We start from the raw sequence: 20,688 nt of genomic DNA on the forward strand, positions 1-20,688 counted from the left end.
GATCAGCGTCCGAAGTCAGCGATCCGGGTACCCCAGACCCGGGTGATGTTCATCTGCATGGATCGCCGGGATGGCGGGCAGCTGATGGTGATGATGCTGCCGGCCGGTTGCATGGTTCCCTTCGGTGGCCGGAAGTCGAGCACGCGGAAATCGGCGAATTCTTTGCCCTGGTACTCGTAGGCGAGCCGCAGCCCAGAGCGCTCGGCCAGCTCCCTGCAGGCCGCCTGCGTCGCGCACCCGCGGAAGTCGGGCACCGCGACCATGTTCTGCCCCGCCTTCGCTGCCGGTAGAGGATCAGGTAGCGAAGCCTTCGGAAAGGTGGTCCCGCGATCTGCCGCGAACTCGGCCGGCATCTTGGCCTTCGCCGGATTGTTGATCGCTGCACTGGCGCAGGCAGCGATGAGATCGAGATCCGTCTGTAAGTCCTGAATGGCCCGGCGGACCGCATCACGGCTGGCCGTGTCACCATCGGCGTACTGGGACGGGTTGTCGTTGATGTAGTCGAGCAGGTTCATCTGGTCGAGCAAGGCACTACGGCGCTTGGCGCAGTAGATCAGAACATCCTGCGCGTGCTCGATCTCTGCGGCGTTCAACGGCAGCGGGCCGCGCGCGATCACCACCGGCGCGAGGGTGACGAAGTAGGGCCGCGCCACCTGGTCCGGGTTGGTCTGGAAGCTCTGCAGGAAAAGGTTGGCGTTGGTGAGCAACTGGAGTGGATCACCGGGGTCGGCGATCCGCAGGTCGGTCGGCCCGCCCTCGTGGTACATCTGCACGAAGACCTCGTTCCGGTATTGCTGTTGCACCTCCCTGAACTTGGTTTCGGCTTCCCCGGAGAACAGGGCGTACGAGCCACCCAGCTTGGCCGTTATATCCGTCGACTCCGCCGACGAGTTGGTGTCGATCCGAAGCACACCGACGAAAAGCCCACCTCGGCCGATGCCCCGGACGAACATGTTGCCGTACCGGGCGGCGAAGTTGTCCGGCAGGTTGATGCTCTCCGCCGCAGGTGCGGTGAGTACCGGATCGTCGATGGAGAGAAACGCCAGTTCGACCTGCACGCTGATGCTCAGGAAAAGTGAACTCGCCTGGACCTTCGCCTTTCTGGCGAACGAGAAGCGCCCCGACACACCGGCGCCGAACGCGGCGCAGCCGTAACTGGCTTCGACGTCGATCCCGAGTGCCTGCTCAAGCTCTTCGGTCGATTGAATACGTTGGATCTGGATGTTCACCGTGGCGCCCTGGGCATTGTCCACGGGAGTGGCCCCACCGGCCACCACCATCCCCATTGGACTACCGGACGCCAGATCCGCGCCGACTCCGAAGTCGTAGCCTCTGACCCACGGCACGGTCACCTGTCTGATCGCCATCGCCGGCCCCCTCGGACACGTGATGCATAGTGGCACCAGGAATACCAGCAACGGACGTGACAGGGGAAGGGCAGGTCGGGTTCCCGACCGATGCAGGGTCCGCGTTGATCAGATTCACACCAAGCAGGCACGCACCGCGCAGATCCCGTAGATCGCGTCTGACAAGATTCGCGTTTCCCAGAAGGCTCGACCCCTGACCTTGGACACAGGGATACAGATATTGGCGGCCAGGCTCGTCCGAAATGGAGGTGGGGCTGGGGCACCGGATACGGTTCCGGACAGGTCGACGTTGTGGGAATCCCGACGGAGATGGATTGTCCGATCAAGTTGGCGTACCTGGCAGATCATCCCGATCCCCACGTACGCGACGCCCTCGAAGGCGTCCTGCATGCGTACCGCGGTCGCGAGGCGCGGCGCCTTCGCGGGCGTCTACAGCTCACCGACCCGTCTCCGGACTGACTTCCCACTCCACCCTCGTCGACATCAGCCCTGCGCGGTCAGTCGCTCCCGTAGGCTGCGCGGACGCAGATCGGTCCAGACCTCGTCGATGTACGCCAGGCAGCGCACGCGGTCACCGGTGATCCCCACCGGACTCCATCCGGCCGGAATCTCCGATCCCTCCAGCCAGATCGAGTACTGCTCCTCGTCGTTGACCACGACCTGGTAGCGGCGCAGGTCTTCAGAGTTGTCCATCAGGCTTCTCCTTCGCATTGACTGACTTCAGGCCGCTCGTCCGACGACCGGCTCGGGTCGTTCGGCCAGGTCCGTGTACCGGCCCTGGTGGTAGAGCAGCGGCGAACCGGCCTCGCCGTGCCGTAGCAGCTCCGGCGCGGCCAGCACGACGGCATGGTCGCCCGCGACCACCCGGTCGATCACGCGACACACCAGCCAGGCCAGGGTGTCGTCGAGGATCGGCACCCCCTCGGGTCCGGGCCGCCAGCGGGTCGGCGCGGCGAACCGGTCGATGCCGCCGGTGGCGAAGCGTCGGGCCAGTTCCTGCTGCTGGCGGGCGAGCAGGTGCACGCCGACGTGCCGGGCCCGGGAGATGGTGGGCCAACTCGACGAGCCGAGGGCCACGCAGAACAGGACGAGCGGCGGTCGCAGGGACACCGAGGTGAACGACGTGGCGGTGAAGCCGACCGCCGAGGCGCCGGCAGCGGTGACCACGGTGACGGTGCTGGCCTGGTGGCGCAGCAGCGTCCGCAGGGTCTCCGCGTCGACGTCGACCGGCGGAGAGCTGTCGGCGGGCTCGGTCATCGGATGTCTTCCGTGGAAACCCCTGGCTTTAGCCGTGGGGAGGAAACGGAACCCCTGCGGAGCAGGTCAGGGATAGCCCATTCGCCGCCAAGGCGGATGGGCGTCTGGTCACATGTTGCGTTGGTTCTCGACATACCTCTTGACCGCCTCCAAAGTGGCGCCGCCGGTCGTGGCGACGAAGTACGAGTTGGTCCACAGGGTCGGCATCCGGGACTTGAGGTGCGGAAATTCCTGGCGCAGCAGTCGGGAGGATCGGCCCTTGATCTGCTTGACCAGGCGGTGGATGCCGTACTGCGGGTCCACGACCACGAGCAGGTGCACGTGGTCGGGCATCGTCTCGATCGCCTCGATCGGTGCGTTCCGCTCGGCGCAAACCTCGCGGATGATCTCTTTGAGCCGCTCGTCCACCTTGCCGTCGATGACCTTGCGGCGGTACTTCGGGCACCAGACGACGTGGTAGTGGCAGCGGTACACGACGTTGTTGTTCGACCTGACCTCGTCCATGCCGAGACTATATAGCTTTGTGGTATATAGTGTTCGGCGTGGACGAGACAGTGCGTTACACCTATCGCCTGCGGCCCGGCCGCATCGCGCAGGCCGCACTGCTCGACGAGTGGGGCCGGTGCCGGTGGTTGTGGAACGAAGCTGTGCACCAGCAGAAGACCGGCCGCAAGCCGACGTTCGGGAAGCTGTCGAAGCTGCTGACCGAGGCCCGCAGCCGTAATGCCTGGCTGCGCGAGGGATCGCAGGTCGCACAGCAGCAGACACTGCGCACCTATGGTGCCGCCCTGGACCACTCGTTCAAGGTCAAGGGCCGGGGCCGACCGAAGGTCAAGCGGCTCAAGGACTCGCTGCCGACCCTGGAGTACACCACCCGCGGCTTCCGGATCAAAGACGGCCGGCTGTGCCTGCCGGGCAAGGTGACCGTTCCGGTCGTCTGGTCGCGGGAACTGCCGTCCGAGCCGACCAGCGTGCGCGTCTACCAAGACACCCTCGGCCACTGGTACGCCTCGTTCGTGGTCCGCCGTGAGATCACCACCGCACCCGAGTCGGACTCGCCGGGTATCGGCGTCGACTGGGGCGTCAAGACCACCGCCGCCACGACCGACCCGGCGTTCGACCTGCCGCACCTCGGCCATCGCCGCCGGTGCGCCGCCGAGATGGCCAAGGCCCAGCGCAAGATGGCCCGCCGCCGTCGTCCCAAGGGACACGCCCCGTCGAAGGGCTACCAGACCGCAAAGCGGCAGGCCGCCCGGGTCGCGAAGAAGGCCGCCCGACAGAACACCCACGACGCCCGCGTCTGGGCCAAGAACGTCACTGACCACCACGCGCTGATCGCGGTCGAGGACTTCAAGCCGACATTCCTCGCCCGCACCACGATGGCCCGCAAAGCGGCCGACGCGGCGATCGGCGCATGTAAGAAAGAACTGATCGAGCGTGGTACGCGGGCGGGCCGCAAGGTGGTGCTGGTACCGCCCGCCTACACCACGATGACCTGCTCCGAGTGCGGAGAGAGAGCCAATCTTCGCCTCGGACTGGGTATCCGTACCTTCGAGTGCGCGGCATGCGGCTATACCGCATGCCGCGACCGAAACGCCGCGAGGACGATCCTCGCCACGGCCGAACGCGACCGTGCCAGTGCCGACGACGTAAGACATCTGATCGCCTCCTTCCGGGACGGTGGATCAGGTGCGGTCCGAGCTGGGAATCCAGGGCCTGGCCCCGGAGGAGAATCCCCCGGATTTATCCGTGGGGATCGTTAACACGTTCCTCCCCGGTGCTGGTGCTGGTGCTGGACGGTTGGCTCAGCGCTGCCGCTCGTACCGGACGCGGGTCAGGGGTGGTCGGCAGCGGGGGTGTGCAGCCACACCCCCTTGATCTCGGTGTACGCCTCGATCGCGGCGGCGCCCATCTCGCGGCCCACACCGCTGGACTTGACGCCGCCCCACGGTCCGGCCGGATCCGGCTGCGGCGGCATGTTGACGAAGACCGCTCCGGCCCGGAACGCCCCGGCGAGCCGGTGGGCGGTGGCCAGGTCGCGGGTCCACACTGCGGCGGACAGGCCGTAGTCGCTGTCGTTGGCCCGCTCGACGACGTCCGGCCGGTCGTCGTACGGCAGGACGCACAGCACGGGCCCGAAGATCTCCGTACGGGCGATGGTCATCGTGTCGTCCACCCCGCTGAACACGGTCGGCTGGTAGAAGTAGCCGTCAGCGAGCGCGCCGGCGGTGGCCTGCGCGCCCCCGGTGACCAGGTGCGCGCCCTCGGCGGTGCCGGTACGCACGAGGTGGTCCACCCGGCGCAGGTGCTCGGCGGAGATGAGCGGACCGAGCTGACTGTCGGGGGCCAGGCCGGGGCCGAGCCGCACCTTTCCGGCCATGGTGGCGAGCTTCTCGGCGAACTCGTCGGCCCGCCGCCGCTGCACGTACAGCCGGGTGTAGGCGGTGCAGGACTGGCCGCTGTTGGCCAGCCCGCCGCGTAGGCAGCCGGCGGCTGCGGCGTCGAGGTCGGCGTCCCCGGCGATGATCACCGGCGCCTTGCCACCGAGTTCCAGCGTCACCCGCTTCAGCTGTTCGCCGCAGACCCGCCCGATCTCCCGGCCGACGGCGGTGGAACCGGTGAACGACACCTTGTCGATGCCCGGGTGGGCGACCAGGCTGCGGCCGGTGTCCGGCCCGCCGGTGACGAGGTTGACCACACCCGGCGGTACGCCGGCCTGCCGGCACAACTCCACCAGGTACGCGGCGGTGAGCGGGGTCTGCTCGGCCGGCTTGAGCACCACGGTGTTGCCGCACGCGAGGGCCGGGGCGAGTTTCCACACCGCGATGAGCAGCGGGAAGTTCCAGGGCGCGATCAGGGCACACACCCCCACCGGCTCCCGGCGGGTGTAGTGCAGCGTGTCCGGGAAGGACACCGGCGTCGTGCGGCCCTCGATCCTCGTGCACCAGCCGGCGAAGTAGCGCAGGTGCTCGGCCGCGGCGGCCACGCAGCCCCGGGCGGCGGGCAGCGGCTGGCCCTGGTCGCGGGTTTCCAGCTCGGCCAGGGTGCCCGCGTGCTCGTCGACGAGGTCGGCGACCCGCCACAGCAGCCGGGCTCGCGCGGCGGCCGTCATCAGCGCCCAGGCCGGGCTGGCGAGCGCGGTACGGGCGGCGGCCACCGCCGCATCGACGTCCGCCGGGCCGGCCACGGCGTAGCGGGCCAGCGGTTGTCCGGTGGCCGGGTCCAGCGAGGTGTCGTACCCGCCGGATGCCGGGTCGGCCCAGTCACCGTCGATGAACAGCCGGCACACCTGGCCGGTCACCGCCGGGGTCACGGCTGGTCCTGCCGGGTGTGGTCGGCGGTGACGAAGTCGGCGGCGAGTTCACCGATGAGGATCGCCGGGGCGTTGGTGTTGGCGGTGGTCACCGCCGGCATGATCGACGCGTCGGCGACGCGTAGTCCCCGCACGCCGTGTACCCGGAGGCGGGCGTCGACCACCGCCTGGTCGTCGGCGCCCATCTTGCAGGCGCCGACCTGGTGGTGGTAGGTCCCGGCGGTGGCGCGTACGTAGTCGCGCAGGTCGTCACGGGTACGGATCTGCGGGCCGGGATGAACTTCCCGCGCGCCCCACTCGCCGGTCAGGGCTGACGCGGCACCCATCTCCCGGCACAGGAGCACCGCGTCGACGAGCGCCTCGACGTCCTGTGGGCAGGACAGCGCCGCCGGGTCGATGTCGAGCCCGGCGTGCGGGTCAGCGTCGACGAGACTGATCCGTCCCCGGCTCGCCGGCCGGACCAGACCAGCCTGGAGGGTGAACCCGTCGGGCGGACCGGACATCCCGGGCTGGTACATCGGGACCGGGAAGTGCAGCATCTGGACGTCGGGTACCGGCAGGCCGGACCGGCTACGCCAGAACAGCTGGCTCTGCATCGGCGACAGGTCGGGACTGCGTCCGACCGGGCGGGTGGTGCCGAAGATGACCGGGGTGAGCAGGTGGTCGTGCAGGTTGCGGCCCACGCCGGGCAGGTGCGCCCGGACGTCGATGCCGTGTCGGCGTAGGTCGGCGGCGTCGCCGATGCCGGAGAGCAGCAGCAGGCGGGGCGATTCGACGGTGCCGGCGGAGACGATCACCTCGACGTCGGCGTGGGTGGTGTGGGTGCGCCCGTCGCGCTCCCACTCCACGCCGGTGCAGCGGTCGCCGGCGAACAGCAGCCGACGGGCGTGCGCGCGGGTGACGACGGTGAGCCCCGGGTGGTCGAGGACGGGGTGGAGGTACCCCACGGCGGCGCTCTGCCGCCGGCCGTCGCGGATGGTCAACTGGGTCTGCGACGCCCCGTCCAGTTCGCCGGAGTTGTAGTCGGGGTTGATCCCGACACCGATCTCCTGGGCGGCCTTGAGGCAGGACTCGAAGATCGGATCGGGGCGGTACTGGGACATGACGTGGATCGGTCCGCCGGTGCCGCGCAGTGGGGAGACGGCATCGAGGTCCTCCATGCGCCGGTGGACCGGTAGGACGTCCGTCCAGGACCAGCCGTCGTTACCGAGGTACGCCCAGTGGTCGTAGTCGGCCGCGGCGCCACGCGCCCAGATCATGCCGTTGAGCGCGCTGGAACCACCGAGCACCCGTCCGCGTGGCCAGTGCAGGCGCCGGTGCCCGGCGTGGGGTTGTGCCGCGGTGTGATAGGCCCAGTCCTCCTCGGCGAACCAGAGGTAGGCCAGCCGTCCCGGCGTGGCGATGTCGGGGTTGGTGTCCGCGCCGCCGGCCTCGAGCACGACGACGCGTAGCCCGCGATCGACGAGCCGGCGGGCCAGGGCGCAGCCGGCGGATCCGGCGCCGACGACGACGATGTCCGCGCCGGCAGGTGTCGCTGTCACGTGCGTTGCCCCCTTCCGCCCGACGCGGTGTCCGTCCGGGCGACGTGTGGTCTCAGGCGGCGGCCAGCACCAGGACGGCGTTCTGGCCGCCGAAGCCGAACGAGTTGCTCAGGGCCACCTCGACGCGCTGCTCCCGGGGCGCCTTGGTGACCACGTCCAGGTCGACGGCGCTGTCCTGTTCGTCGAGGTTCGCGGTCGGCGGGACGAGGCCGTGCTGCACCGCCAGCACGGTCAGGGCCGCCTCGATCCCACCGGCGGCGCCCAGGGCGTGACCGAGGGACCCCTTGCTCGCGGTCACCACCGGCGACGGGCCGAGCAGGCGGCGGAGCACCCGCGCCTCGGCCACGTCACCGGCGGGTGTGCCGGTGGCGTGCGCGTTGACGTGGTCCACGTCGGCCGGTACGAGGCCGGCTCCGGTCAGCGCCGCCTGCACGGCCCGCTGCACACCACGGCCCTCAGGATCGGGGGCGGTGGGGTGGTACGCGTCCGCGCTGGCCCCGAACCCGAGCAGCCGGGCCCGCACCCGGGCGCCCCGGGCGGCGGCGTCCTCGGCGCGTTCCATTACCAGCAGACCGCATCCCTCACCGAGCACGAAGCCGTCCCGGCCGACGTCGAACGGCCGGCACGCGGTCGGGTCGGCGCGCCGCGACAGTGCCCCCATCTGCGCGAACCCGGCGACGACGAGCGGGGTGACGCCGGCCTCGGTGCCGCCGGCCACCACCACGTCGCAGGTCCGGCCACGCAGCAGGTCGTACGCCAGGCCGATGGCGGTGCTGCCGGAGGCGCAGGCCGTGGCGACGACCAGGTTGGGACCGCCCGCGCGCAGGTCCATGCCGACGTGACCGGCGGCCATGTTGGACAGCATCTTCGGCAGCGTCAGCGCGGAGACGGCGTGCGCCCCCTCGGCGGCGAGAACGGCATGCTGGGCGGCCGTGGTGGACACCCCCCACATGCCACAGCCGATCACCACGCCGACCCGGGCGCCGTCCCAGGTCGCCGGGTCCAGGCCGGCGTCGGCCACTGCCTCCCTGGCCGCCACCAACGCGAACTGCACGAGCCGGTCGTACTGCCAGTGGCGGCGACCGACGACGGCGCGCGGGTCGAAGTCGGGCACCCGGCAGGAGAGGTCGACGGGTGTGCCGGCCAGGTCGGGGTCGTGGGTTGCGGTGGACACCCCGGCGCAGACCGTCTGCCAGGTACGGGCCACGCCGATCCCGCCCGGGGTGACCAGTCCCAGGCCGGTGACGGCGATCTCCATACCGGTCACGCCGCGCGGGACAACGAGGCTTCGATGACGCCGGCGAGCGCGCCGATGGTGGTACGCGGCGTGGCGTCCTCGTCAGCGATCTTGACGTTGAACTCCTTCTGTAGGACCAGCGCCAGTTCCACCATGAACAGCGAGTCCAGATCGAGTTCCTCGAAGGTCACGTCCGGGCCGATCTCGTCGGGCTCCGTCTCGAAGCGGGTGGTGAGGATCTCCACCAGCTGCTGGTAGACGTCGGTCATTTCGCACGCTCCTCGGCGGTGGGTTCCAGCGGGTCGCCCGGTCGCAGTCGTGGCCAGACAAGTACCGTCGACCCCCAGGTCAGGCCGCCGCCGAAGGCGGTGAGCAGGACGCGGTCGCCAGCGGTGACCGCACCGGTGGCGTCGGCGTCGGCGAGGGCCAGAGGAATCGAGGCGGCACCGGTGTTGCCGACCCGGTCGATGTTGGACACGATCTGTTTCCGGGCAAGGTCGAGTTCGTCGGCGAGGGCGTTGAGGATGCGGATGTTGGCCTGGTGACTGACGACCCGGTCGACGTCGTCCAGCTGCCAGCCGACCCGTTCGACCACGGCGCGGGACGAGGCGGCCATCCGTTGCACCGCGTTACGGAACACCTCGCGTCCGTCCATGGTGAAGTAGAAGTCGGCCGGAGCGGGCGGCCGGCCGGACAGCCGCTGCCGGGCCCCACCGGCGGCCACCTGGATCAGGTCGCTTCCCTCCCCGTCGCTGCCCAGGTCGAAGGGGCCGAGTGCGCCGGGCTCGTCGCGTCCGCCGGCGCGCAGGACGACCGCACCAGCCCCGTCGGCCAGGACCACGGCGGTGGTGCGGTCGGCCGGGTTGGTGACGCTGGAGAGCGCGTCGGCGCCGATGACCAGAACCCGGTCGGCGAGCTCGGTGGCGATCAGGCCGGCGGCCGTGGCCAGGGAATAGACGAACCCGCTACAGACCGCACCCAGGTCGTAGGCGGCCACCCCGGTCAGGCCGAGCCGGGAGGCGACCTCGGGTGCGGTGGCCGGGCAGGACCGGTCCGGCGTCATGGTGGCCACCACGACGGCGTCGACGCCGGGCGTCCCCGCGGAGGCCAGGGCCCGCCGGGCCGCCTCGACCGCGAGGTCGGCGGTGGACGTGCCGGGATCGGCGAGGTGGCGTTGCGCGATGCCGGTGCGGGACCGGATCCACTCGTCCGAGGTGTCCAGTCCGGCGGAGAGTTCCGCGTTGGTGACCACACGCGGCGGCACCCAGCCACCCACTCCGGCGAGCACTGCCGACCGGGCCGTCACGGTACCCGCCGAATGGACAGTTTCATGGTGAGTCCCTTGCGTCTCTCGAGTTCGAACCCGGTAACCAGTTAACCCTGCGAACTCCGTACCGCGCCCCCTAGGTTTCGCCCGGTGGGGTTTCCCCCAGTACTCGGCGCACAGTGGCGAAATTACGCTGATCACGGCTGTATCCCCTGGTGGAACGCCCGCAAAGCGACGAGAGGAAACCGACGTGCCATTCGCGCAGGGGGATTCGCGCACCATCCCCGCCCCACTGCTGGACCACGTTGTGGTACTGCTCGACGGGCCCACCTTCCGCGATATATCCGCCTGCGACATGCTGCGCGAACAATTCGCCCGGGTAAAACCAAAAAACGTCACCAGCTCCGTCGCCGGGCAGTACTCGGCACTCGGGCTGGCCGGCGAGAACACCCTGCTGGAGTTGTTCGACGGCGCGCTTCCGGGCCCGCGTCGCCTCACCGGTGGTCTGGTCTTCTCCTTCGAACACCCCGGCTCCGTGCAACGGGCCCGGGCGCTGTTCGACACCGGCTCCGGCATCGGCGGCCACTACGAACTGGTCCACCGCCACACCGCCGACACCGACGAGTTCCACCCCTGGTACCACATGTTCCGCACCGATCTCGGCGAGGACAGCCCACTGCTGTTGTTCTTCAACGAGGTCACCCCCGAGTACTTCGACTCGGTGTCCGCCCGTCGCGGACCCGGCGGGGAGCTGCTGCGCAGCGGGTACCTCGACGCGGCGTTCGGCACCGGGACGCGCGACCGGCGTTGGCTGCGCGACATCACCGCCGTCACGCTGCGGGTCCGCCCGCAGCGGGCGGCCGGGATGGCCGACGCGCTCACCGCCCTGGGCTACCGGACCACGACCGACGCCACCGACGATGCCGCCGCCGGCTCCGGGCCGACGTACCGGATTGCTGGTCCGGGTGTCGACATCACCCTCGTCGGCTCGGCCACCGCGCCCGAGGGAGTCCTCGACATCACCACGGACCTGCACGACGCACCGCAGCGGGATCAGGAGTTCGTCTTCGGTGACACCTCACGCCTGGTCCTACGGCAGCACGGCACCGCCCACTGGACGTTCACCCCACCAGCCTGAGGATAGGTGCGTCGATGCCCGGCGAATCCGTACTGTTCCACGAGGCGGTCCTCGCGCACGCCGCCCGTACCCCCGACGCGGTCGCGGTGGAGTCCGCCGACCGGTCGCTGAGCTACGCCGACCTGGTCACCCGAGCCCAGCAGGTGGCGCTCCACCTGCGCGGCCACGGCGTCGGGCCCGACGTGCCGGTCGGGATCGCCCTGGACCGCTCGACCGACTTCGTCGTCGCGGTACTCGGCATCCTGCTGGCCGGCGGCGGCTGGGTGCCGCTCGACCCGTCCTACCCCGCCGAGCGGCTGTCGTACATGCTCACCGACTCCGGTGTGGACCTGGTCGTCGCCGGGGCGTCCGCCATGGCTCGGCTGCCCGCCGGGCGGGTACGCCGCGTCGACCCGACCGAGGTCGCCGCAGCGTCCGGGCCGGTGCCCGGCCTGCCTGCGCAGCGACCGAACGGGCGGCATCTCGCCTACATGATCTACACGTCCGGGTCCACCGGGCGTCCCAAGGGCGCCCTGCTCAGCCACCGCGGCCTGGCCAACCTCGTCCGCGCGCAGGCCGACGCCTTCGGGGTGCGCCCCGGTGACCGGGTCCTCCAGTTCGCCCCGTCCAGCTTCGACGCCTCGGTGTTCGAGACCGCCATGGCGCTGGCGGCGGGCGCCACCCTGGTCATCGCGGATCGGGCCGCCATCGCCCCCGGGCCGGACCTGATCGCCACCCTGCGGGACCGGCGCGTCAGCCACCTCACGCTACCCCCGTCGGTGCTGGCCGCCCTGCCCGACGAGCCCCTGCCCGACCTGACGGTCCTGGTCTGCGCCGGTGAGGCGCTCCCCGCGGCACTGGTCCGGCGCTGGGCTCCCGGCCGGCGCATGTTCAATGCCTACGGCCCCACCGAGACCACCGTCTGGGCCACCGTGGCGCAGGTGCGTCCCGACGACCGTCGGCCGTCCATCGGCGTACCGGTCACCGGCGTCCACGTCGCCGTGGTCGACCCCGACGGCCGCCCGGTGCCCGACGGTGAGGTCGGCGAACTGGTCATCGGCGGGGCCGGCGTCGCCCTGGGCTACCACGCCCGGCCGTCGCTGACCGCCGAACGATTCGTCCCCGACCCGGACGGTCCACCCGGCGCACGCCGCTACCGCAGCGGCGACCGGGTACGCCGCCACCCCGACGGCACCCTCGACTACCTCGGCCGGATCGACCACCAGATCAAGCTGCGCGGGCACCGGGTCGAACCGGAGGAGGTGGCGGCCGTACTGGCCGGGCATCCCGCCGTGGCCGACGCGGTGGTGGTCGCCCGGGGCACCGGCGAGGCCACCCGCCTGGTCGGCTACGCCGCCAGCGACCACGACCCGACCGGTCTGCGCGCCTTCCTCACCGAACGACTGCCCGCCTACCTGGTACCCGACGTGGTGGTCACCCTCGACGCGCTGCCGCTGACCGTGAGCGGCAAGATCGACCGGTCCGCCCTGCCCGAGCCCGACCGGGCCAGCGCCGGCCTCACCGGACCCGTCACCGCGCCGCGCACCCGCACCGAGCGACTCCTCGCCGGGTTCGTCGCCGAGCTGCTCGGCCACACCAGCGCCGAGCCGGCCGTGGGCACGTCGGACGGCCACCGCCTCGGTGTGCACGACGACGTCTTCGCCCTCGGCGTCAACTCGCTGATGGCCGGCCGGCTCGCCGCGCGGGTCCGCGCCGAGCTCGGCCGTGAACTGCCGGTCGGGGTCATCTACCAATCCCCCACCGTCGCCGCCATGGCCGTCGCGCTCGACGACGCCGACGACACCGGTCGCGCACCCAGCCCACCGCCGCTGACCCCGGCCGACGCCGACGCGGTCGTGCCGCTGTCGCTGCCCCAGGAGCGGATCTGGTTCCTCGACCAGCTCGACCCGGGCAACCGGGCGTACCACGCCCAGGCCACCATCCGGCTCCACGGGCCGCTCGACCCGGCCGCGCTGGAGGCCGCGCTCAACGAGATCGTCCGTCGGCACGACATCTTCCGTACCGGCTTCGTGGCCGGTGCGCACGGCCCCGAACAGCGCACCGCGGCCCACTGCGCCATCGCTCTCCCGCTGGTCGACCTGTCCGGGTACGACGAGCCGGAGCGCGACCGGCAGGCCGAGCAGGTCGTGGCCGGATACCTGCGCGAACCGTTCGACCTGGCCAGCCCACCGCTGGCCCGGTGGGCGCTGATCCGCCACGCCGCGCACGACCACACCCTGGTCCATGTCGAACACCATCTGGTCCACGACGGCTGGTCGTTCGCCGTCTTCGTCGACGAGCTCACCACCCTGTACGGCAGCCACGCCGCCGGACGGGAACCGGACCTGCCGCCGCCGGCCTGCCGCTACCGGGACTTCACGCTCTGGCAACGCGGATGGATGCAGGGCGAGGCCCTCGACCGTCACCTGTCGCACTGGACCCGGGAACTGGCCGGCGCGCCGCACGAGCTGGCGCTGCCCCTGGACCGGGCCCGTCCGCTGAGCCAGAGTTTCACCGGCGCGGCGCTGCGGATCGAGCTACCCGGTGAGCTGTGTGCGCGACTGCGCGCGTACAGCCGCCGGCACGGGGTGACCCTCTACGCCACCATGCTCGCCGGCTTCGCCGCCCTGTTGAGCCGCTACGCCCGCCAGGACGACATGATCATCGGCAGTGGCGTGGCGAATCGCCGCCTCGCCGAGACCGAACGCATGATCGGCATGGTCGTCAACACCCTGCCGCTGCGCGTCGACCTGTCCGGCCGTCCCGGCTTCACCGAACTGGTCCGCCGGGTACACAGCCGCGCCGCGCGTGCCTACGAATGGGCCGACGTGCCGCTGGACCGGCTGGTGGAGGCCCTCGACCCGGTCCGCGACCCGTCCCGTAACCCGCTGTTCCAGACCATGTTCAGCTTCCACGACTCCCCGATGCCGCTGCTGAGCTTCGCCGGGTTGACCGGCACCGTGCTGGAACGACACAACGGCACCGCCAAGACCGACCTGAACATCGTGGTCCTGCCCCGCGCGGAACAGCGTGCCGGGCGCGGCCACCGCGACGACGACGCCCCGATCACCCTGATCTGGGAGTACGCCACCGCTCTGTTCGACTCCTCGACCATGCGGCGGATGGCCGCGCACTACGCCCGGCTGCTCGACGCGGCGATGCGCGGCCCCGACCGCCCGGTCAGCGGGTTGCCGCTGCTCAGCGGAGAGGAGCGGACCCAGGTCGTCCAGACGTACAACCGCACCGACGTTCCTTTTCCGGCCGCACGCACCGTGCCCGAACTGTTCGCCGAACAGGTGGCCAGGCGACCGGACGCCCCCGCCGTCGAGGACAACGGCCGGACCCTCAGCTACGCCGAACTCGACGCCCGCGCCGACCGGCTGGCCGGACTGCTGCGCCGCCGGGGCGTCCGGGTCGACACCCCGGTCGGTGTCCTGTTCGAACGGGGCAGCGATCTGATCACCGCGTTCCTGGCCGTGCTCAAGGCCGGCGGCGCCTACGTACCGCTCGACCCCGGGCATCCTGCTGAACGGCTGCGCTGGCTGCTGGACGACTCCGGGGTCCGGCTGGTGGTCACCCGGGCCGACCTGGCCGGGCTGCTGCCCGCCGGAACCGTGGACGTGGTCATCGGGGACGACCCGCAGGTCGGGCCGACGGACCGGCCCGAGGGCGGCGCCGCATCCGTCGCCCGCCCGGACAGCGCCGCCTACGTCCTCTACACCTCCGGCTCCACCGGACGCCCCAAGGGGGTGGTCGTCGCCCACCGTGCGATTCTGCGCCTGGTCTGCGGCGCCGACTTCGTCCGGTTCGGGCCGCACGAACGCATCGCCCAGGTGGCCGACGCGTCCTTCGACGCGATCACCTTCGAGGTCTGGGGTGCCCTGCTGCACGGCGGCACCGTCTGCGTCATCCCCCGCGACACCGTCCTGAGCCCCGGCCACCTGGGCGACGAGCTGCGCCGGTCCGGGATCACCAGCATGTTCCTGACCTCGGCCCTGTTCAACGAGGTCATGGCGCACCGGCCGGACAGCTTCGCCACCATGACCAACCTGCTCGTCGGCGGGGACGCGCTGAACCCGGTCCGGATCCGGCAGCTGCTGCGCGGCCCGCACGCCCCGGTCCGGCTGCTCAACGGCTACGGCCCCACCGAGACCACGACCTTCGCGGTGGTGCACCACATCACCGACCTGCCCGACGAGGCCACCTCCGTGCCCATCGGCCGCCCCATCGCCAACACCACCGCGTACGTGCTCGACGGCGAGCTGCGCCCGGTGCCCGAGGGCGTACCGGGTCAGCTCTACCTCGGTGGCCCCGGAGTGGCCCGGGGCTACGCCGGACGGCCCGCGCTGACCGCGCAGCGGTTCGTCCCCGATCCCTTCGGCGCCGCCGGCTCCCGCCTCTACGACACCGGCGACGTGGTGCGCTGGCGCAGCGGAGGCGTGCTGGAGTTCCTCGGCCGGATCGACGACCAGGTCAAGATCTCCGGCTTCCGGATCGAGCCGGGCGAGGTGGAGAACACCCTGCTCGGCCATCCGGCGGTGGCCGGCGCGGCGGTCGTGGTCGACGACAGCCCGGCCGGACGACGCCTGGTCGCCTACGTGGTACCCGCGGCCGGCCGGCCCGGACCGGCCGCCACGGAGCTGCGCGCCTGGCTCGTCGAGCGGCTGCCGCCCTACCTGGTACCCGCGGCGTACGTGCCGCTGCCGGCCCTGCCCCTGACCGAGCACGGCAAACTCGACCGGTCTGCCCTGCCGGCCGCCGAGGCCGAACGTCCCGACCTGCGGGTGGCCTTCCGTCCGCCCGGCAGCGACGCCGAGCGGACCGTCGCCGCGATCTGCGCCGACCTGCTCGGGCTCGACCGGGTCGGTCTCGACGATGACTTCTTCGCCCTCGGTGGGCACTCGCTGCTCGCCATGCGGCTGGTGGCCCGGGTGAACGAGACGTTCGGCGCCGACGTGGCTTTGGCCCGCTTCCTGCGTACGCCCACCATCGCCTGCCTGGTGGCCGCCCTCCACGGCCGCGCGGCCACGGATCCGGCCGGGCCCGGCGGCATCGCACCCGGCGGATGGCGGCAGCTGGAGGACCTGCTGCAGCACATCGACCAGCTCAGCCCCGAGCAGGTCGAGCAGTTGCTGCACACCTTCGCGGACAACGAGGTGGACCGATGAGTGACACCGGCACGGACGCACGACGGGCCCTCCTGGCCCAGCAGCTGGCCCAGCGACTGGCCCAACGCAGCCACCCACTGTCCTACCCGCAGCAGCGGTTGTGGTTCCTCGACCAGCTCACCCCCGACAACCCCGTCTACAACATTCCGCTGGGCTACCGCATCCACGGCCCGCTCGACGTCGAGGCCCTGCAACGCGCGCTGACCACGGTGGTACGGCGGCACGAGGCGCTGCGTACCGTGTTCCGCGCGGTGGACGGTCAGCCGCGCCAGATCGTCCTGCCGCCGGCGCGGGTCCCCCTGACCGTGCGCGACGTCGCCGACGCCGCCGAGGCGGCGGCGCTGGCCGGGGCCGAGGCGCGTACCCGGTTCGACCTGGTCGACGGCCCGGTACTGCGGGCCACCCTGCTGCGGCTGGGCCCGACGGAGCACTGGCTGTGCCTGACCGTCCACCACATCGTCTGCGACGGCTGGTCACTGGCCATCCTCGAGCGGGAACTGACCGCCGCCTACACCGGGCGGCAGCTACCCGACCTGCCCGTCCAGTACGCCGACTTCGCCGAATGGCAGCACGGTCACCTCACCGGCGCCACCCTCGACCGGCTCGTCGCCCACTGGCGGGACCGGCTCGCCGACGTACCGATGCTGGCCAGCCTGCCCACCGACCGGCCCCGCCCGCCGACCCAGACCTACCGTGGCGCGCACCTGGACCTGCCGCTCGACCCCGATGTCACCGGGAAGGTGGACGCGCTGGCCCGGCAGGTCGCCGCGACCCCGTTCGCGGTGCTCCTGGCCGCCTTCGCCGTCGTCGTGCGGGCCCACACCGGTACGGCGCAGGTCGTCGTCGGTTCGCCGGTGGCCGGCCGGCAGCGCGCCGAGATCCAGCCGCTGATCGGCTTCTTCGCCAACACCCTGGTGCAGCGCATCGACCTCACCGGCGCCCCGTCCTTCCGGCAGGTGGTCGAGCGGACCCGCGACGAGACCCGCGACGCCCTGGCCCACCAGGACCTGCCCTTCGAGAAGCTCGTCGAGGAGTTGCACCCGAGCCGGGACCTGGCGCACAACCCGCTGTTCCAGGTGCTGTTCAGCTACCACGACACCGACGCCGTGGGGCTGACCCTGCCGGGTTGCACGGTCACCCCGGTCCCCGGCGACACCGCCACCGCCAAGTTCGACCTCACCCTGTCCCTCACCCGACGCGGGCCGGAGCTGACCGGTCGCCTGGAATACAGCACCGACCTGTTCGACCCGGACAGCGCCGAACGGATGGCCGCCCGCTTCCGTCAGGTCCTCGCCGCGGCCCTGGCGCACCCGGACACCCCGGTCGGCCACCTGGACGTCCTGACCCCGGACGAGCGCCACCGGGTGCTCACCGAGTGGACCGCCACCGGTGTCGACCACCGTACCGACGTGCTCGTGCACGACCTCGTCGCCGCGCAGGCCCGACGCACCCCCGACCGGGTGGCCGTGCGGGACGCCGGACCCGGTGACCAGCCCGGACTGAGCTACCGCGAGCTCGAGGAACGCGCCGAACGCTTCGCCGTCACGTTGCGCGGCCACGGCGTCGGCGCGGACGTGCCGGTCGGTGTCCTGCTGAACCGCGGCACCGACCTGGCGGTGACGCTGCTGGCCATCCTCAAGGCCGGCGGACCGTACCTGCCGCTGGATCCCGCCCTGCCGGCCGACCGGCTCACCTTCATGGTCACCGACTCCGGTACCCGGGTGGTGGTCACCACCGACCACCTCGCCGGCCGCCTGGGCGGCCTGCCGGTCGTCGCCGTCGCCCCCGGCGCACCGCCGGTCGAGCCGGCACCGACCGCACCGCCGGCCGAGCCAGCACCGACCGGGGCGGCCGTACCGGCGTGCGCCGACGACCTGGCCTATGTCATCTACACCTCCGGCTCCACCGGACGTCCCAAGGGTGTGCTGGTCACCCACCGCAACGTGGGCGCCTTCTTCACGGGCATGGACCGCGAGTTCGGTCCGGACGCCGGCAGCGACCCGGCCGGACCGACCTGGCTGGCGGTGACCAGCGCCTCCTTCGACATCTCCGTGCTGGAGCTGCTGTGGACCCTCACCCGTGGCTTCGAGGTCGTCATCCGGGGCGACGAACCCACCTCCGGCGCCGCGACCGTGACCGGGGCCCCGGTACCCGCCGAGGTGCAGGCCCGGCCGATGGACTTCAGTCTCTTCTACTTCGGCGGTGACCGGGGCGGCAGCGCCGACAACCGGTACCGACTGCTCATCGAGGGTGCCCGCTTCGCCGACCGGCACGGCTTCACCGCCGTCTGGACCCCGGAACGGCACTTCCACGACTTCGGCGGGCTCTACCCGAACCCGTCGGTCACCGCCGCCGCCATCGCCACCATCACCGAACGGGTGCAGATCCGGGCCGGCAGCGTCGTCGTACCGCTGCACGACCCGCTCCGGGTCGCCGAGGAGTGGGCCGTGGTGGACAACCTCTCCGGTGGGCGGGTCGGCCTGTCGGTCGCCTCGGGATGGCAGCCGAACGACTTCGTCCTCGCTCCGGAGCGGTACGCCGACCGGAAGAACCTGATGCTGGCGGGCATCGACGAGGTACGACGGCTCTGGCGGGGCGGGACGGTCAGCCGTCCGCGTCCCGGCGGCGACCACGTCAGCGTGCGGGTGTACCCGCCACCGGTGCAGCCCGAACTGCCCGTCTGGGTGACCAGTGCGCGCAGCCCCGACACCTTCCGGATGGCCGGCGAGATCGGCGCCGGGCTGCTCACGCACCTGCTCGGCCACTCGGTCGACCAGCTCGGCGAGAAGATCGCCATCTACCGCCGGGCCTGGCGCGAGGCCGGCCACGCCGGCTCCGGCCACGTCACCCTGATGGTGCACACCTTCCTCGGCACCGACGCCGAGCAGGTACGCGAGCTGGTCCGCGCGCCGCTGTGCGCGTACCTGAAGAGCTCCTTCGACCTGCTGTCCGGTCTCGGCGCGGTCTCCGGCAGCAGCAGCGACTTCCGCGCCCTGCCCGAAGCGGAACTCGACGCCCTGGTCCAGCAGGCCTTCGACCGCTTCTTCGACACCGCCGCCCTGCTGGGCACCCCGGAGGCCGCTGCCGACCTGGTGGACCGGCTCAAGGCGATCGAGGTGGACGAGGTCGCCTGCCTGATCGACTTCGGTGTCGACCACGACCACGTCCTGGCCGCCCTGCCGCACCTGCGGGCCGCGCGGGACATCAGCGAGGAACGCCGCCGGGTGGCCCGGGCCGACGAGCCGGTCGCCACGCAACTGCGCCGCCACCGCGTCACCCACCTACAGTGCACCCCCTCGCTGGCCGGTGTGCTGGCCGAGGATCCCGACACCCGGGCGGCGCTGGGTGACCTGCGCCGCCTGCTCGTCGGTGGGGAGGCGCTGCCCGCCGCACTCGGCGCCGACCTCGCCGGCCTGGTCGGCGGCGGCGTGCACAACATGTACGGCCCCACCGAGGCGACGGTGTGGGCGAGCACCCAGCCGGTCACCGGTGACCACCCGGACGCCTCGACCGTGCCGCTCGGCCAGCCCCTGGCCGGCGTCCGCGCCTACGTCGTGGACGCGGACCTGCGTCCCACCCCGATCAACGTGCCCGGTGAACTGCTGCTCGGCGGCCCGAGCGTCACCCGTGGCTACCACGGCCGCCCCGCCCTGACCGCGGAACGGTTCGTCCCCGACCCGTTCGCCGCCGACGGTTCCCGCCTGTACCGCACCGGTGACCTGGCCCGTTGGCGTCCCGACGGCACGCTGGAGTTCCTCGGCCGGCTGGACCACCAGGTGAAGATCCACGGCCACCGCATCGAGCTCGGCGAGATCGAGAGCGTGCTGGCCGCCCAGCCGGACGTCCGCGCCGCGGTGGTCGTCGTACGCGGCGCCGGTGCCCACCGCAGCCTGGCCGCCTACTGCCAACCGAGCCGGACCGACAGCCCGGCGCCCGACCCGGCGGCACTGCGGGCCGCACTGGCCCGCGCGCTGCCGGACTACATGGTGCCGGCCACCGTCACCGTCCTCGACGAGCTGCCGCTGACCCCGAACGGCAAGATCGACCGCAACCGGCTGCCCGACCCGCACACCGCCGGACCCACCCACTACCAGCCACCCCGCACCGAGGTCGAGCAGACCATCGCCGAGGTGTGGGCGCAGCTGCTCGACCGCGACCAGGTCGGTCTCGACGACAACTTCTTCCAGCTCGGCGGCAACTCGCTGCTGGCGGTCCAGGCCAGGGCCCGGCTGCTGGCCCGCGACCTGACCGGGTTGTCCCTGGTGGACCTGTTCCGCTACCCGTCGGTACGCGCGCTCGCGGCGGCCTGCTCCACCACCGGCGAACGCCCCGACACGCTGGCCCGGGTCCAGCAGGCCGCCGGGCGCCGCGCCGCCGCCCTCACCGCCGCCGTCTCGCGCCGGGCACGAAGGAGCTGACCG

General features: G+C 71.7%; 13 protein-coding genes. 4 read left to right on the top strand and 9 right to left on the bottom strand.

All coding sequences use genetic code 11. The features are described 5' to 3' along the window. Positions 1-2 precede the first annotated feature (2 nt). The 4 genes from GA0074692_RS09875 to tnpA all read right to left on the bottom strand — a co-directional run bounded on the left by GA0074692_RS09875 (position 3) and on the right by tnpA (position 3,128). Positions 3-1,367 carry a hypothetical protein gene (locus GA0074692_RS09875; RefSeq protein ID WP_141725218.1) on the bottom strand — a complete coding sequence of 455 codons (1,365 nt, stop codon included), beginning with the start codon at positions 1,365-1,367 and terminating at the stop codon, positions 3-5. Positions 1,368-1,850: 483 nt separating this feature from the next. Beyond that, a complete protein-coding gene (locus GA0074692_RS09880; protein ID WP_091642165.1) occupies positions 1,851-2,060 on the bottom strand; it encodes an MbtH family protein in 210 nt (69 codons plus the stop codon). A gap of 27 nt (positions 2,061-2,087) precedes the next feature. Further along, positions 2,088-2,624 carry a flavin reductase family protein gene (locus tag GA0074692_RS09885; protein WP_091642168.1) on the bottom strand — a complete coding sequence of 179 codons (537 nt, stop codon included), beginning with the start codon at positions 2,622-2,624 and terminating at the stop codon, positions 2,088-2,090. Positions 2,625-2,732: 108 nt separating this feature from the next. Beyond that, positions 2,733-3,128 carry an IS200/IS605 family transposase gene (tnpA, locus tag GA0074692_RS09890; RefSeq protein ID WP_091642171.1) on the bottom strand — a complete coding sequence of 132 codons (396 nt, stop codon included), beginning with the start codon at positions 3,126-3,128 and terminating at the stop codon, positions 2,733-2,735. A 38-nt stretch (positions 3,129-3,166) separates the two neighbouring features. Between tnpA and GA0074692_RS09895 the strand changes: the two genes are divergently transcribed. Beyond that, positions 3,167-4,387: an RNA-guided endonuclease InsQ/TnpB family protein gene (locus GA0074692_RS09895; RefSeq protein WP_218106611.1), complete on the top strand. Its 1,221-nt coding sequence runs from the start codon at positions 3,167-3,169 to the stop codon at positions 4,385-4,387. Positions 4,388-4,458: 71 nt separating this feature from the next. Here the strand turns inward: GA0074692_RS09895 and GA0074692_RS09900 are convergent, their stop codons facing one another. From GA0074692_RS09900 to GA0074692_RS09920, 5 genes are read right to left on the bottom strand one after another with little or no spacing between them, the layout of a single operon-like run. Then, on the bottom strand, positions 4,459-5,937 hold the full coding sequence (locus tag GA0074692_RS09900; protein WP_218106612.1) for an aldehyde dehydrogenase family protein: 1,479 nt from the start codon (positions 5,935-5,937) through the stop codon (positions 4,459-4,461). After that, complete coding sequence (locus GA0074692_RS09905) at positions 5,934-7,478, bottom strand: GMC family oxidoreductase (RefSeq protein ID WP_091642174.1); 1,545 nt, start codon at positions 7,476-7,478, stop codon at positions 5,934-5,936. Before GA0074692_RS09905 ends, GA0074692_RS09900 begins: the two co-directional genes overlap by 4 nt. Positions 7,479-7,530: 52 nt before the next feature. Continuing rightward, positions 7,531-8,745 carry a beta-ketoacyl-[acyl-carrier-protein] synthase family protein gene (locus GA0074692_RS09910; protein WP_091642178.1) on the bottom strand — a complete coding sequence of 405 codons (1,215 nt, stop codon included), beginning with the start codon at positions 8,743-8,745 and terminating at the stop codon, positions 7,531-7,533. Next, the gene (locus GA0074692_RS09915; RefSeq protein ID WP_091642180.1) at positions 8,742-8,984 is read right to left on the bottom strand and encodes an acyl carrier protein; all 243 of its coding nucleotides are present in this window, start codon (positions 8,982-8,984) and stop codon (positions 8,742-8,744) included. Before GA0074692_RS09915 ends, GA0074692_RS09910 begins: the two co-directional genes overlap by 4 nt. Beyond that, positions 8,981-10,021, bottom strand: a complete 1,041-nt coding sequence (locus GA0074692_RS09920) for a beta-ketoacyl-ACP synthase III (protein ID WP_281198796.1) — start codon at positions 10,019-10,021, stop codon at positions 8,981-8,983. Before GA0074692_RS09920 ends, GA0074692_RS09915 begins: the two co-directional genes overlap by 4 nt. A gap of 211 nt (positions 10,022-10,232) precedes the next feature. On the opposite strand from GA0074692_RS09920, the gene GA0074692_RS09925 reads away from it, so the two are divergent. Genes GA0074692_RS09925 through GA0074692_RS09935 form a run of 3 tightly spaced genes read left to right on the top strand, consistent with a single transcriptional unit; the run spans position 10,233 to position 20,685 of the window. Beyond that, positions 10,233-11,120 (top strand): DUF5829 family protein, encoded by an 888-nt coding sequence (locus GA0074692_RS09925; RefSeq protein ID WP_141725219.1) that lies wholly within the window; start codon positions 10,233-10,235, stop codon positions 11,118-11,120. Between the two features lie 14 nt (positions 11,121-11,134). Beyond that, positions 11,135-16,267 (top strand): non-ribosomal peptide synthetase, encoded by a 5,133-nt coding sequence (locus GA0074692_RS09930; RefSeq protein WP_091642191.1) that lies wholly within the window; start codon positions 11,135-11,137, stop codon positions 16,265-16,267. Next, positions 16,264-20,685 carry a MupA/Atu3671 family FMN-dependent luciferase-like monooxygenase gene (locus GA0074692_RS09935; protein WP_091642194.1) on the top strand — a complete coding sequence of 1,474 codons (4,422 nt, stop codon included), beginning with the start codon at positions 16,264-16,266 and terminating at the stop codon, positions 20,683-20,685. The genes GA0074692_RS09930 and GA0074692_RS09935 overlap by 4 nt, the downstream gene beginning before the upstream one ends. The last annotated feature ends 3 nt before the right edge of the window (positions 20,686-20,688 follow it).

The sequence above is a fragment of the Micromonospora pallida genome (assembly GCF_900090325.1).
Classification (GTDB): Bacteria; Actinomycetota; Actinomycetes; order Mycobacteriales; family Micromonosporaceae; genus Micromonospora; species Micromonospora pallida.